A 14407-nucleotide genomic window follows, 5' to 3' on the forward strand; every position below is an offset into this window, starting at 1 on the left:
CAATGTCGAAATTAATCAACCTGCCGCACCTGGCTGACCAGGTGTTCGGGGTGCCTCACTACGCCACGCGGCAAATCATGGACTCGGTGAAGTCGATCCTGGTTCCCCGCCTGCAGGGCATGAATGTGGCCCCGCTGGAAATGGCCCTGGGGCCGGATGAGTTACAGGAAACGAATGAACCTCAGCAAAGCGGCGGCGTGGGCGTTATTCCTGTCCACGGCATCCTGGTCCCCCGGCGTGGCCAGATCGTGAATATGTGTACGGAGCTGAACAGCTACGAGCGTATTCGCGGCCAGCTGGCTTCCCTTCTGAACGACCCGGGCATTAAAGAAATCGTGCTCGATATTAACTCGGGCGGCGGCGCGGTATCGGGCTGTAAGGAGCTGGCTGACTACATTTACCAGTCGCGCAGCGTGAAGCCCATTACGGCCATCGTGAACTTCAGCGCGTTCTCTGCGGCGTACTTTATCGCGTCGGCCTGCAGCAAAATTATCGTCAGCGAAACCAGCGGCGTGGGCTCCATCGGGGTCATCCTGGAGCACATGGAAGCATCGAAATGGGAGGAGAGCGTGGGGCTGAAATTTACCACGTTCTCGCGCGGCGATAACAAGAACAACGGATCCCCACATGAACCGCTGACGGAGCTGGCCACGTCCCAGATACAGGCGATGATCGACGGTGCATACCAGACGTTCACATCCTCCGTCGCGCAGTATCGCGGCATAGATATCGACGCCGTTATCGGCACCCAGGCCGCGCTGTATTTCGGGCAGAACGCCATAGCGGCAGGGCTGGCAGATGAGATGTCCGATCCTCAGTCAGCCATCAACGCGATTGCCGCGAAATACAAACCCTCGTCCCAGCAATCCAGTATCCAGTTACGTGCTGCTGTTATGGATCAGCAGGCCCGTATGTAACCCGACGCGAAGCGTCACCGTAAGCAGCCAGATGGCTGCTTTTTTTATGCGTAAAAGAGAGAAAAACGATGAACAAAATCGAAGAACTGCGTCGCCAGCGTGCGGGTATTAACACTCAGGTTCAGGCCCTGGCACAGATTGAAATGGACGGTGGCACGCTGAGCGCGGAGCAGCTGGAGCAATTCACTGGCCTGCAGGCTCAGTTTGATGAGCTTTCGGCGTCCATTCAGCGTCTGGAAGCGGCAGAACGCCTCGCTGCCACCACGGCGGTTCCGGTGAAGGCTGCGCAGAACGGTCGTAACGCACCGGCAGTGCATGCGAAAGCCGAACCGCCACAGTATAAAGGTGCAGGCATGACCCGCATGGTGATGGCCATCGCGGCAGGTAAGGGCGACCTGCAGCAGGCCGCCGCGTTCGCTGCGGAAGACCTGAACGATCAGGGGCTGTCGATGGCGATCAGCACAGCTGCCAATTCCGGCGGCGCGCTCGTTCCGCAGAACATGCAGAACGAGGTGATTGAGCTCCTGCGCGACCGCACCATCGTGCGTAAGCTCGGGGCGCGAAGCATCCCGCTGCCGAACGGTAATCTGGCGATCCCGCGACTGGCCAGCGGCTCAACGGCAAGCTATGTCGGTGAAGGCAAGGATGTGAAGGCGAGCGGTGCGACCTTCGATGACGTCAAACTGAACGCCAAAACGCTGATCACCATGGTGCCAATTTCCAACCAGCTGATTGGACGCGGCGGCTTCAACGTCGAGCAGCTGATTTTAGACGACATCATCAGCGGCATTTCCACCCGTGAAGATAAGGCGTTCCTCCGCGATGACGGCACCAACGACACCCCGAAAGGGATGAAGGCCGTGGCCACGGCGGGTAGCCGCACGCATGCGTGGGTTGCAGATGACGAAGTGAACCTGCAGACCATCGATACCTACCTTGATGCGCTGATCCTCATGGCGATGGACGGTAACAGCAACATGCTGAAGTGCGGCTGGGGTATGTCCAACCGCACCTACATGAAGCTCTTCGGTCTGCGCGACGGGAACGGCAACAAGGTTTATCCGGAAATGGCAGCGGGTATGCTGAAAGGCTATCCGATTGAGCGCACCTCGGCTATTCCAGCGAACCTGGGCACGGGCGGCAAGGAGTCTGAGATTTACTTTGCTGACTTCAACGATGTACTGATTGGTGAAGACGGCGCAATGGTGGTCGATTTCTCCCGCGAGGCGACCTACATCGATGCAGATGGTAACACCGTTTCCGCGTTCGCGCGTAACCAGTCCCTGATCCGCGTCATCATGGAGCACGATATCGGCTTCCGCCATATCGAAGGCCTGGCGCTGGGTACCGGCGTTACCTGGTAATACTCCGACAATCGTGATTAACAGCCCGCCCCGCGTGGGCTTTTTTACAGGTGAACATCATGGTTCCTAAAACCAAAAACACTCAGAAAGACGATACCGCCACCGACACCAACGCCGAGCCAGCGGTAACGACTGCAGCTGCAGCTGATACTTCAGCACCGACACCAGACGTTAACGCCGGTTCTGCAGGCGAAGCCGGTGGTGACGGTGATGGTACCGAACCCGGTCCGGACGGCGACGATACGGATTCAGGTGGTGATGCAAAACAGGACGAAACCCCAGAGGAACGCATGTCAAAACTGACTGGAAAAGTCGCTTCGGTACAAAACGGGCGCGTCGCGGTGACGTTCCTTGGTCCGTTTAGCCGCTACAGCCGTGGCGATGTAGCCTGCTTTGACAGCGCCGTCGCTCAGGACATGGTGGACCGAAATATCGCCGTCTGGGCAAAAGATGCAGAACGCGCCCTTCAACCGAATAAGGACGATGACGCGCATGATACTGACATTGGCTGAAGCCAAAACCCAGCTGCGCCTCGAGCTGGATTTTGATGAGCACGACAGCCTGCTGACCAGCCTGATTGACGCGGCTCAGCGCAGCATCGAGCGCAGCTACTACTGCAGGCTGGTAGAGAACCAGGCGCAGCTTGACGCACTGCCTGACGGTGAGACGGGTTACATCATTGATGAAGATATCAAGCTGGCCGCGAAGATGATGGTCTCGCAGTGGTATCTGAATCCCACCGGCACGGCAGAAGGTTCGCCGTCCGATTTGGGCGTTGAGTACCTGCTGTTCCCGCTAATGGAGCATACCGTATGAGTGACCCCCTGCGCCCCGGCGAGCTGAACTGCCGGATAACACTCAGCTACGTGGAAACAGAACGCGGCGAGCTCGGCGAGACGCTTCCGGCCCGTGAGGTGAGCGCCGGAAAGGCCTGGTCCAAAAAGGAGCTGGTCTCCGGTCGGAAGGTCCGGACGCTGGACCAGCAGCAGGTCGTCGAAACGTGCCTCTTCACGCTGTACCCGCGTAAGGTTGACGTGGACTGGAAGGTATCGACAGCGGACCGGGTATATACCGTTCGCAACGTCGAGCGCCTGACGGATCGGATAATCATCACCGGAGAGGCGGATTCACGCCATGATCGAGTCAGCAATTAAAACCGCTGTGGAGCGGATTACCGGGCTGGATACGTACCCGCTGCTGCTTCCGGATGCGGTGCAGGAAGGCGCGACGTTCCAGCGTATTTCCGACCCGCAGGTCGGTGACGGACTGAGGCGGACCGGGTTGTCCGAGGTACGGATACAGCTTTCGCTTTATGTTGTCGACCGGTACACGTCGCTGCTTCAGTTCGACGGGGCGCTCTGGGCTGAATGGAAGGAAATTGTTCATGGCCAGCTGGAAGGTCAGCCCGTCCAGTACGTTGAGCGCGGAGGTATACAGCAGGGGAAAACCACGCTTCCCAACAACCGCATCCAGTACCGGCTGGTGCGCGACTTCATCTTCACCGTTCCGGAGTAAACGCCATGCAGATGGACATTAAATTCCCCACCGGGAAGGAGTTTGACCGGCTGCTGGAAAGCATCGACAAGAAAGTCGGGGTGAAACTCCTGCGTGATGCCGGACGCGCCGCGCTTGCGGTCGTTGAGCAGGATATGCGGCAGCACGCCGGTTTTGATGAGGAAAGCATCGGGCCGCACATGCGCGACTCCATCAAAATCCGCAGCACCAACGTGGCAGAGACCTCGCGCTATAACACCATCGTTACGCTGCGCGTCGGTCCCAGCAAAATTCACCACATGAAAGCGGTGGCGCAGGAGTTCGGCACCGTCAAACAGGTCGCCGACCCCTTCATTCGTCCGGCGATGGACTACAACGTTCAAAAAATCCTTAAAGTGCTGGCCGCAGAAATCCGGCTGGGCCTCGAAGGGCGTTAGAAATCAGGAGAGAGTAAATGGCAGATCCAGAAATCAAATCCCCGTCAGAGTACGCGGTACTCCCTGCGGGTACCGAGGTTCGCTACGGTCAGAAGGGCGCAACCATTACCACCGCCGCGCTTCTGCAGAGCGCGATGGGGATTGGGGCAACGGGGAAAAAAGGCACCTTCCTCGAAGTGACACGCCTCATCGACAAAGAGCCAAAATACATGGCCGACATGGGTGAGGGCGAGGATAAAACGCTCGTCTTCATTGATGATCCATCCGATACCGTGCAGGAAGCGCTGCTGAGCGACGCCGATGCGAAAAAAACGGTGGTCTTCTTCATGAAGTTCCCCAACAAGCGCATTTCAGAAGTCGAACTGGTGCTGGCTGGCTGGAGCCTGCAGGCCGTTGATACGCCGAAAGGCAAAGTGCTGCAGGTTGAGGTCTACGGCAAGCAGAACAGCGTTAAATGGTCCGTTGAGCAGCCAGCCGGTGGCGGCGAGTAACCTTCTATTTCCCCGCGCCGGTCGCGGGGCTCTTTACTGATGAAACAGGATAAAAAACATGAACTACAAATCCCTTATCAACCCACTGAATACCACCGTTGAAAAAACGCTCCTCGGCCAGAAGGTGTATCTTCGCCGCCTGACCAGCGCCGAGCTGGATGACTATAACGACAAAGTTGAAGCCGGACGCCAGGCCAGGCTTCCGTCGCGAGAGCTGTCCGCGATGGGGGTAAACCTGTTTCTGGCAGCGCTGGTCAATGAAGACGGCAGCAAGCCCAAAGCCAGCGAACTGCCCACCGCAGACCAGCTGATGGCCGCCCACGCGAACGCCGATCTTCTCGACGCGGTCACGCTCGTTCAGCGCCATTCTTACGGCACGCTGGAGGAAGCCACAAAAAACTAACCGACTCGTCCCATCTCAGGCTGCTGTTCATGCTGGCAGACCGATGGGACGAGCCGGACCCCCGCAAAATAGCCGAACTTCCGGCGAACATACTGACCCACTGGCAGGCCTATTTTGATCTCCTGAGAACGGAGGCCGAAACGTCAGCGCCGGTGCATTCTCCTCCGGTGACTGCTGCGCAATCTGAAAGCGACCAGCAGTTCGCTGACTGCTTCAGGATATTAGGACATGGCTGCTGACGTTGCGTCGTTGGCTGTCGCGCTGCATCTCAACTCCGCCAGCTTTAAATCACAGTTTGCTGATGCTATGCGAACGGCGGACAGCAGCGCCCAGCAATTTAACAGGAAAGTCCAGACGGACAATCAGAAAACCCGGCAGTCGTTTGAAGGGCTGGGCAAGGGGATTACCGGGCTGGACGCCGACTTTAACAAGCTTGGCAAAACGGTCGACAAACGGCTGACCGGGCTGGATGAAATGCGCGGTCTGCTGGCCAACATTTCAGCTGGCAGCACGGTTGCCGGAAGTTCTATCACGACGGCGCTGGTTTCGGCCCTCAGCGAGGGTATGAGCACCGCGCTGGATAACAGTATTACGGGCCTGAAATCACAGCGACAGGCCCAGATTGAGTTTACCCAGGCGCAGATAAGCGCCGCGCAGGGCTCGATAGAGAACGCCAGGCAGCTGCGTGCTGAAGCTATCGAGAAGCAGAATATCGCGGTTAAGACCATTGAAGCCGCCCGTGCCGACCGCGAGCGCGCCTTTGCGCTCGATGAGCATTTTGCCAAACAGGCCGAGGTGAACAAGCAGTATGGGCTGGCCGTCAGCTATGAGGCCGAGCACGTTAAAAATGCCAGAACCATTCAGGAGGCGAATCTTGCTGAAGCGAAGGCGAAGGGTAGCCTTGCAGAAGCGACGAAAACGGTGCTGGCGGCTGATATCGCCGAGTCTGCCGGGAAGCAGCAGCTGGCCACCTCAACGCGCCAGCTCGCCGTGGCCAGCCAGGAGTTATCTCTTGGCCAGCGAGCTGCTGCAGCCAGTGCAGGCCTGCTGCGCGGCGCAATGGCGATGGTCGGCGGTCCTGTCGGGCTGGCCGTTATTGCCGTCGCCGGTGCGGTGACCGCGATTTACTCGGCCTACTCCAACAGCGAAGCGGTCATTAAAGGGTATACGCAGGCGTTACAGAAATCCGGCCAGCAGTCCGTTATGTCGGTGATGTATCTGCAGAACCTGACCTCCAGCCTCGGTGATTCAGATCGCGCCGTTAAGGCGGTTACGGCATCCGTGTCGGCGGGTTTCGGTGGCAATATGCTGGAGCAGGTCGCCAGCCTCGGCACGCGAATGGAGGAAATCGGGCAGAGCTCCGACGATCTCGTGTCGCTGCTGTCGAGCCTGAAAGGCGATCCGCTGCAGGCGCTTCAAAAGCTGACCGACCAGGGGATTTTGCTCAACGGCAGCATGATAGACCAGATAGTCACGCTCGAGCGCCAGGGGAAAACCTCTGAAGCAACGGCGCTGCTGCAGCAGGCGGCGATGAATGACCTTGATACCAAACTCAAGGAGCAGGAATCGAACGTAGGTGGGCTGAAAAGCGCGTGGAAATCGCTGAAAGATTTTGTCGCAGATGCGTTTAAAACGATGGGAGACGCGCACATAGCCACCGCGCAGGCGATGGCTGCGGGTGCAGGTGTTGATCTCGATACCACTCCTGACCCGGCAATCAAGCAGCGTGAAGAGGCGGAAAAGCAATATCAGGCACAGAAAAAGCAGCGTGAAGAAATTTCGAAGCGTCTGAAGGACGAAAACACGCTTTCAGGGCTGCTAAAAGCCGGGACATCGCGTGAAAAAGAGCGGGCCGATGCCGTTGCGCTTGTTAATGCCAATTTCACCAAAGGAACGGCTGAATACACGCAGGCAATGCGCGGCATCGACAAAATGTATGTCGAGCAGAAAAAATCCCGCGAGAAGGCGTACAGCGACGATGCTGCGACCACGCGCCTGAATCAGCTTCGCCAGGAAGAGGCCGCGCTGCGGTCCCAGAACGAACAGACCCAGACGCTGACGCAGTCGGAAAAGAAACTGGCGCAGTTCAACCAGGAAATCGCTGACCTCAAGGAGAAGCGTATCCTGACCGCTGGCCAGCGCAGCATTCTGGCGCAGGAAACGGAGCTGCGTCACCAGCTGGAGATTAACGCCAGCCTGGATAAAGCCAACCAGCAGCGCAAACTCGGCCTTCAGATTCAGGAGCAGAACCAGGAGCTTTATCGCTCAACGCTGCAGCTGCAGCAGGAATATGCTAACAGTGTCGCCCAGATGACCATGAGCTCCGATGCCTATGACCAGATGGTAGCAGAGCAGCAGGTACGGGAGCGTTTTGCAAAGCTCCGGGAAGAGCAGGATAAAACGATTTCCGATCACAGTTCCGAACTGTACCGAAAACAAACTGAGGTGCTGAGGGATGAAGAGCAGAAGCAGCTGGAAATTGTCCGTAGCGGTGCAGAGCGGAAAAAGCAGGTAGAAGGGTCATCGTTTGACGGGATGAAAAAAGGGCTGACGGACTGGCGATTTAACGCTGAAAACCAGTTCACCCAAGTTCGCGACATTGCCATAAACGCGATGGATGGCATGGGTACTGCCCTCTGGAATGTTGCGTCGAAGGGAAAGGGAGAGTTCAAATCGCTGGCCGTATCCGTTATCGACGATATTGGCAAGATGATCACGAAGATGCTGATGCTGAACGCTATCAAATCCGGTGCTTCAGCGCTGGGTGTGAGCAGCTGGTTCGGTTGGGCTGACGGGGGTTATACCGGCGACGGCGGCAAGCATGACGTCGCCGGTGTGGTTCACCGTGGCGAATGGGTGGTTCCGCAATCTGTGGTCAAGAAGCCTGGCATGCTCAGTTTCCTGAATCAGCTTACTTACGGCAACGGCTACGCCGAAGGGGGTCTGGTCGGTGGCGGCGTGGCAAAACCATCCGGAGACTCGTATTCGCAGCCCTCTGCTGGCCAGGGCAACCTGCATTTCTCTTTAACTATTCCGCTGCAGGTCATTCAGCAGGGCGGCGGGAGCCAGGAACCTTCCTCAAAAAGCCAGGAGCTTCTGACCAGCGAGACCAAAGCCCGACTTAAGCAGTTTGTTATTGAAACGCTTGATCGCGAACTGGCCAACGGAGGCATGATTGACACCAAAATGAGGACGGCCTGATGGCATTGCAGACGTTTACCTGGTCTCCGCGTAATGGCCCCGTGGGAGACTTTAAGTACCGAACCAGCAGCGTACAATACGGCGATGGCTATGAGGCAGTAACCGGAGAGGGCATTAACCCGGAGACGCAATCATGGCCATTAACGTTCACCGGTATGAATGAGGATATGAAGCCGGTGCTCAAGTTTTTGCGCGAGCATGGCGAAGTCAAAGCATTCAAATGGACCAACCCGTTGGGTGAACTTGGTCTCTACCGCGCATCACAACTGAAAGTCACAGTTCTTGATTTTGCGCGAATGACTATATCAGTCACTTTCTCAACGGCATATCGGGCCGAGCCAATAGTGCAAAGCTAACCAATTAATTATTCATCCATTCATATGAAACCCCGGATTACGGGGTTTTTTATTGGTGTAGTGTCCTTTACGTGAGGAAGCGATGAGCATTACTGCTGACGATCAAAAACTCGAGCCCGGCAATCAGATCACCCTGTTCGAAGTTGACGGCACCGCCTTCGGTGCCGATGTTCTCTATTTCCACAATCACGCAGTAGCGTACACGGAAGAAGAAGTTCTCGCTGCCGGTGATGATGAATCGAAGCTACCGGGTAAGCCGATTTACTGGCAGGGCATCAGATACGATCTCTGGCCATGCCAGATTGAGGATATTGAAGCCAACGGTGACGGAACGCCTGTGTCGCCAAAATTATCCGTTGGTAATCTGGACGGTTCGATCTCCGCGCTGTGCCACCTTTTTCAGGATATGAAGCAGGCAAAGGTCACCATCCACCGAACGTATGCGCATTACCTCGATGCCAGCAACTTTCCGGACGGGAACTCCCAGGCCGATCCGACAGCCGAGCAGCTGGAGGTGTTTTACATCGACAGCAAAACTGCAGATAACGAAACGGACGTTCAGTTCAAGCTGAGCTCGCCTGTCGACGTGACCGGGCAGAAGGTTCCGGCTAGGCAAATGACCAGCCGCTGCGCCTGGTGCCTGCAGGGCCAGTATCGGGGTGCGGACTGCGGTTACACCGGCACGAAGTATTTCGACAAGTTCGGCAACCCGGTTGATAACCCTGCAGATGATGTCTGCTCCGGAACGGTCGCAGGCTGCAAGCTGCGCTGGGGGGAAGATGAGCAGCTGCCGTTTGGCGGCTTTCCGGCGATTGCGATCACGAGGATTTAATCATGCTGAGCCAGCGACTTATTAGCGCCATTGAAAAACACGCTGCTGCAGCCTATCCCCATGAATGCTGTGGCCTGATTATTCGTGCCACTCGCCAGCGCCGGTACATCCCCTGCAGTAATTCACACAAAAATTCCTCTGAGCACTTCATGATATCTGCGCAGGCCTGGGCCGATGCGGAGGATATGGGGGAGGTGCTGGCCATCGTTCATTCACATCCGGATGCGGGGCCGCACGCTTCCTCCGACGACCTGAAGTCGTGCCATGACTCCGGATTGCCCTGGGTGATCATGTCGTGGCCAGGCGGTGAGTACACGGTGACAACACCGGCAGATACACCACCGATTCTCAAGCGGCCCTTTATACACGGCAGCTGGGATTGCTACGGGCTCATCCGGGACTGGTATCAGCAGGAGCGGGGCATCGAATTGCCTGATTTTCACCGTGACGACAACTGGTGGACGCGCGGCGAAAACCTTTACGTAAAACACTATGCCGAAGCGGGATTTTATTCTCACGCCGACGAACTGCAGGTAGGGGATGTGATCCTGATGCAGTACAAGGCAGAAGAAATCAACCATGCAGGCATCTATCTGGGCGACGGGAAAATGCTGCACCACATGTACGGCAAACTGAGCGAAGTCGTTCCCTACGGCGGCATGTGGCGCGAGAGAACAATGTTGACACTGAGGTACCAGAATGGCGATGAACACAGTTGAGAAAATCGTGCTTGTGCGGCTCTATGGCAAGCTCGGCACTTTATTTGGACGTGAGCACCGCCTTTCCGTTTCCTCGGTGCGGGAGGCTATCAGGGCGCTTTGTATCATGCTCCCCGGCTTTGAGCGCTGGCTCGATACGAGTGAAGGACGCGGCGTGACCTACAGCGTGTTTAACGGCTCCCGCAACGTGACTGCAGAAGAGCTGCACCTGAACGGTGTGCATGAAGTTATCAGGATTGCACCGGTCATTATCGGCAGTAAAAAGGCGGGAGTGTTCCAGACCATCTTCGGCGCTGTGCTGGTAGCTGTTGGCTTTGCGCTGAGCTTTACGCCAGCAGCAGTGGCCTCGCCGTTCCTCTACAAAATGGGGGCGGCGATGATGCTTGGGGGCGTTGTCCAGATGCTCACGCCCAGCGGCACTCAGGGCATGACGATGGACTCCGGCGATTCCCGGAAAAGCTATTCGTTTGGCTCCCCAATCAACCAGTCTGCAGCGGGGAACGGCGTCAATCTTCTCTTCGGTAAGCGTCTTGTCGCCGGTGTTCTTATCAGCGGCGGCATCTACGCAGAAGAACAGCAATAACGCTTATCTCGCAACATGTTTAATTCTCCCGCTCAGGCGGGATTTTTTTGCCCGGAGTTTGCATATGGCAGTAATCAGGGGTTCGAAAGGGGGCGGTGGCGGCGGTGATAAAGGCGGCAATCGCGGTACCGAGATCGCCTCCGTAGCGTACATGAAAATTCTGCTGGCGCTGACCGAGGGGGAAGCTGCAGGAGACTTTACCGGAAAAGATATTTATCTCGATGGCACGCCACTGCTTGATGATGCTGGCAACGAAAACTTCCCTGGCGTGACGTGGGAGTGGCGCAGCGGCACGGTGGATCAGGATTATATTGCTGGCTTCCCGGCAGTAGAGAATGAAACCAGCGTTGGCACGGAGCTGAAATACGGGACGCCGTGGGTTAAATCCATTAACAACACCCAGCTTTCTGCAGTACGCCTGCGGCTTAAATTTCCTAACGGCGTTTATAAACTGCGCGACAGCGGCGGGAAGGATGGCTACCGGATAGCGTTCGCTATTGATATTTCAACCGATGGCGGTTCCTACGTTGAATACGGCACGGATGAGGCGGACGGCATTGCCGCAGCCGGCTATGAGCGGAGCTATCGAATTGACCTGCCGGCAGCGACATCCGGCTGGCAAATCCGCGTCCGGCGCCTGACGGAAAATACCACTGATGGTCGGCATGCGGATACTTCGCGCATTGAATCAATGACCGATATTGTCGATGCCAAGCTGCGCTATCCGCACACGTCGCTGCTGTTCATCCAGTTTGATTCGAAGCTGTTTGACGGCAGAACGCCAAACGTCACCGTGGAAATGAAGGGGATAATTGTTCGCGTACCGGAGAACTACGATCCTGTTACCCGCACCTACAGTGGAACCTGGGACGGAATCTTTAAGTGGGCCTGGACAAACAACCCCGCCTGGATTTTTTACGATCTGGTGCTGAACAAACGATACGGTCTGGGAAAACGGATCACCGCAGATTTAGTCGATAAATGGACCCTGTACCAGATTGCACAGTACTGCGATGCGCAGGTTTCGGACGGTGCAGGCGGGAAAGAGGCGCGGTACCTCTGCGATTTGTACATTTCCCAGCGTACCGATGCATGGACCGTGCTGATGGATTTAGCGAACATCTTCCGGGGGATGATCAGCTGGTCCAACAATCTTCTGTCCGTTGACGCCGATATGCCCCGCGAGCTGGACCCCGATTTTGTGTTCAACAAGTCGAATATCGTGGGCGCGTTTAACTTCTCCAGCACATCGGAAAAGACGAACTACTCGTCAGCAATCGTCACCTACAGCAACCCGGCCAACGGCTATCAGGACGATCAGGCCAGCGCCTGGGTGCCGGAAGTCTCTAACCGGTTCGGCTTTAACACCATAGAGCTGTCCCGTATCGGGTGTACGCGGGAATCAGAAGCGCAGCGGCACGGGCTTTACGCCATTGAAACCAACCGCGATGACAATGGCGTGGAGTTTAAAACTGGGATGGAAGGGCGCATCCCGCGTATAGGCAAGGTGGTCGGCATCAGTAACGCCCCGCTGGCTGGTCGCGAGAACGGCGGTCGCGTAGCTGCAGCCTCCGGAACGAAGGTCACGCTTGACCGTATTACGACTGCTAAAGCGGGGGACACGCTTATCGTTAACCTGCCCACTGGCAAATCCGAAGGCAGGAAGGTGAAAAGCATCTCCGGACGCGCCGTGACCGTTGAGACAGCGTACAGCGTAACCCCAAATGCTGAATCAGCGTGGGTGCTTGACCAGTCTGATTTAGCCATTCAGCTGTTCCGCGTTAAGCGGCTTATGGTTAATTCCGATAACACGGTCACCATTAACGGCCTGCCTTACAATCCGAACAAGTTTCCGCGCGTTGATGACGGCGCGGTGATTGAAGACAGGCCCGTCAGCGTTGTGCCGCCGCGCGGACAGGGGATGCCGGAAAATATCACTCTCTCCAGCTTGTACCGTGTTGAACAGGGGATAGGCATCACCACGATGGTTGTTACGTGGGATACCGTGAAAAATGCCGTTGCCTATGAGGCGCTGTGGCGTCAGAACAACGGTGACTGGATTAACGTTCCGCGCACCGGCAACACGCGCTTTGAGGTCGACGGGATTTATGCCGGGCGCTACGTGGTCCGAATCCGCGCGGTTAACGCGCTCGATATCGCATCCCTCTGGGCAACGTCAGCTGAGACGGAGCTTACGGGTAAGGTCGGAAAACCACCTATGCCCGTGAATCTCGCCACGCAGCCGTTGGTGTTCGGGATCGGCATTTCCTGGGGATTTCCATCCGGGGCGCAGGACACGCAAAAGACAGAAATCCACTACAGCGCCACGGCGAACGGTGATTCTCCGTTACTGCTGGCAGACGTGCCTTATCCCTCATCGTCCTACCAGCAAATGGGGCTGCTCGCCGGAAAATCGTTCTGGTACCGGGCAAGGCTCGTTGATCGCCTCGGCAATCAGAGTGTCTGGACCGAGTGGGTATTTGGCCAGTCGAGCACGGACGTATCTGATATCACCGATTCCATTCTCAAGGAGATGGAGGAAACAGGTCTACTGAAGGATGTGGTTGAGAATGCCGTCGACAGCAATGAAAAAATTACTGGCATGGTTAATGACATCAAACAGGCTAATGACGAACTGGAGCTGCAGGCGAAGGATATCGCCAAAAATGCCCAGGACGTCGGGAAGGTACAGACCAGCGTTAATGAGCTTTCCAGCACGGTCGGGAATGTTTCGTCTTCACTCAGTCAGCTTGAGCAGACCGTTGCGACGGCTGATACCGCCCTGGGCCAGCGAATCGACAGCATCAGCGTATCCATGGACGGCATGACGGGTGGAGTGAAGAACTCAGCCATCGCCATTATCCAGAACGGGCTGGCGCAGGTGGCCACGCGTAAATCGTTGTCGGCTTCGGTCGCCGGTAACAGCGCTCAGCTGGACCGTATTGACGAGGTTATCGTTAACGAGAAGGAAGCAACGGCGCGCTCGCTGCTGAGCCTGCAGACGGACGTTAACGGCAACAAAGCATCCATCAACAGCCTCAATCAGACGTTCTCCGATTACCAGCAGGCTATGGCCACGCAGGTAAACAGCATCACGGCGACGGTGAACGGGCATACCTCAGCCATCACCACCAACGCTCAGGCCATAGCGAACGTAAACGGCGACCTCAGCGCGATGTACAACATCAAAGTTGGCGTCTCAAGCAACGGGCAGTATTACGCCGCGGGGATGGGTATCGGCGTGGAGAATACGCCATCCGGCATGCAGTCGCAGGTTATCTTCCTGGCTGACCGCTTCGCTGTTACTCACCAGGCCGGAGCGACCGTTACGCTTCCGTTCATTATCCAGAACGGGCAGGTAATTATCAGAGATACGGTAATAGGCGATGCCACTATCACGCGAGCGAAACTGGCTGAAACAATCAGCTCGGTTAACTACGTTCAGAACCAGGCTGGCCTGTCCATAAACTTTAGAACGGGCACGCTTGAGAACTACGGTTCGACAGCTGGCGAGGGGGCCATGAAACAGACCAACCAGACAATCAGTGTACGGGACTCCAATAATGTGTTGAGGGTGCAGATTGGGAGAATCACTGGTACATGGTGACGG

General features: G+C 56.5%; 16 protein-coding genes. All 16 read left to right on the forward strand.

Annotation, left to right across the window (positions count from 1 at the left end; all coding sequences use genetic code 11):
• Nucleotides 1-2 precede the first annotated feature (2 nt).
• Nucleotides 3-917, forward strand: coding sequence for a S49 family peptidase (locus tag KTH07_RS06325; RefSeq protein ID WP_075606891.1), 915 nt, complete (start codon nt 3-5; stop codon nt 915-917).
• 68 nt (nt 918-985) lie between these two features.
• Nucleotides 986-2281 carry a phage major capsid protein gene (locus KTH07_RS06330; RefSeq protein ID WP_042863346.1) on the forward strand — a complete coding sequence of 432 codons (1296 nt, stop codon included), beginning with the start codon at nt 986-988 and terminating at the stop codon, nt 2279-2281.
• Nucleotides 2282-2340: 59 nt separating this feature from the next.
• Complete coding sequence (locus tag KTH07_RS06335; RefSeq protein WP_080496805.1) at nt 2341-2793, forward strand: hypothetical protein; 453 nt, start codon at nt 2341-2343, stop codon at nt 2791-2793.
• The gene (locus KTH07_RS06340) at nt 2774-3097 is read left to right on the forward strand and encodes a head-tail connector protein (protein WP_042863344.1); all 324 of its coding nucleotides are present in this window, start codon (nt 2774-2776) and stop codon (nt 3095-3097) included. Before KTH07_RS06335 ends, KTH07_RS06340 begins: the two co-directional genes overlap by 20 nt.
• A complete protein-coding gene (locus KTH07_RS06345; protein ID WP_042863343.1) occupies nt 3094-3435 on the forward strand; it encodes a head-tail adaptor protein in 342 nt (113 codons plus the stop codon). Before KTH07_RS06340 ends, KTH07_RS06345 begins: the two co-directional genes overlap by 4 nt.
• The gene (locus KTH07_RS06350; RefSeq protein ID WP_042863341.1) at nt 3416-3796 is read left to right on the forward strand and encodes a hypothetical protein; all 381 of its coding nucleotides are present in this window, start codon (nt 3416-3418) and stop codon (nt 3794-3796) included. Before KTH07_RS06345 ends, KTH07_RS06350 begins: the two co-directional genes overlap by 20 nt.
• Before the next feature lie 5 nt (nt 3797-3801).
• On the forward strand, nt 3802-4212 hold the full coding sequence (locus KTH07_RS06355) for an HK97-gp10 family putative phage morphogenesis protein (RefSeq protein ID WP_080317436.1): 411 nt from the start codon (nt 3802-3804) through the stop codon (nt 4210-4212).
• A 17-nt stretch (nt 4213-4229) separates the two neighbouring features.
• Nucleotides 4230-4703: a hypothetical protein gene (locus KTH07_RS06360; RefSeq protein WP_042863340.1), complete on the forward strand. Its 474-nt coding sequence runs from the start codon at nt 4230-4232 to the stop codon at nt 4701-4703.
• A gap of 58 nt (nt 4704-4761) precedes the next feature.
• Nucleotides 4762-5106 (forward strand): hypothetical protein, encoded by a 345-nt coding sequence (locus KTH07_RS06365; protein WP_010433126.1) that lies wholly within the window; start codon nt 4762-4764, stop codon nt 5104-5106.
• 29 nt (nt 5107-5135) lie between these two features.
• Nucleotides 5136-5345 (forward strand): hypothetical protein, encoded by a 210-nt coding sequence (locus KTH07_RS06370; RefSeq protein ID WP_050861122.1) that lies wholly within the window; start codon nt 5136-5138, stop codon nt 5343-5345.
• Nucleotides 5335-8307: a phage tail tape measure C-terminal domain-containing protein gene (locus KTH07_RS06375; RefSeq protein WP_075606892.1), complete on the forward strand. Its 2973-nt coding sequence runs from the start codon at nt 5335-5337 to the stop codon at nt 8305-8307. Before KTH07_RS06370 ends, KTH07_RS06375 begins: the two co-directional genes overlap by 11 nt.
• Nucleotides 8307-8663: a phage tail protein gene (locus tag KTH07_RS06380; protein ID WP_042863336.1), complete on the forward strand. Its 357-nt coding sequence runs from the start codon at nt 8307-8309 to the stop codon at nt 8661-8663. Before KTH07_RS06375 ends, KTH07_RS06380 begins: the two co-directional genes overlap by 1 nt.
• Nucleotides 8664-8745: 82 nt before the next feature.
• Nucleotides 8746-9495 carry a phage minor tail protein L gene (locus KTH07_RS06385; RefSeq protein WP_058663338.1) on the forward strand — a complete coding sequence of 250 codons (750 nt, stop codon included), beginning with the start codon at nt 8746-8748 and terminating at the stop codon, nt 9493-9495.
• Between the two features lie 2 nt (nt 9496-9497).
• Entirely contained in the window at nt 9498-10214 is a 717-nt protein-coding gene (locus tag KTH07_RS06390) for a C40 family peptidase (RefSeq protein ID WP_217310898.1), read from the forward strand.
• Nucleotides 10195-10797 (forward strand): tail assembly protein, encoded by a 603-nt coding sequence (locus KTH07_RS06395; protein ID WP_042863333.1) that lies wholly within the window; start codon nt 10195-10197, stop codon nt 10795-10797. The genes KTH07_RS06390 and KTH07_RS06395 overlap by 20 nt, the downstream gene beginning before the upstream one ends.
• Before the next feature lie 64 nt (nt 10798-10861).
• Nucleotides 10862-14404, forward strand: coding sequence for a host specificity protein J (locus KTH07_RS06400; RefSeq protein ID WP_075606893.1), 3543 nt, complete (start codon nt 10862-10864; stop codon nt 14402-14404).
• Nucleotides 14405-14407 lie beyond the last annotated feature (3 nt).

It is taken from the genome of Enterobacter cloacae complex sp. ECL72 (genome assembly GCF_019056635.1).
Lineage (GTDB): Bacteria > Pseudomonadota > Gammaproteobacteria > Enterobacterales > Enterobacteriaceae > Enterobacter > Enterobacter hormaechei_C.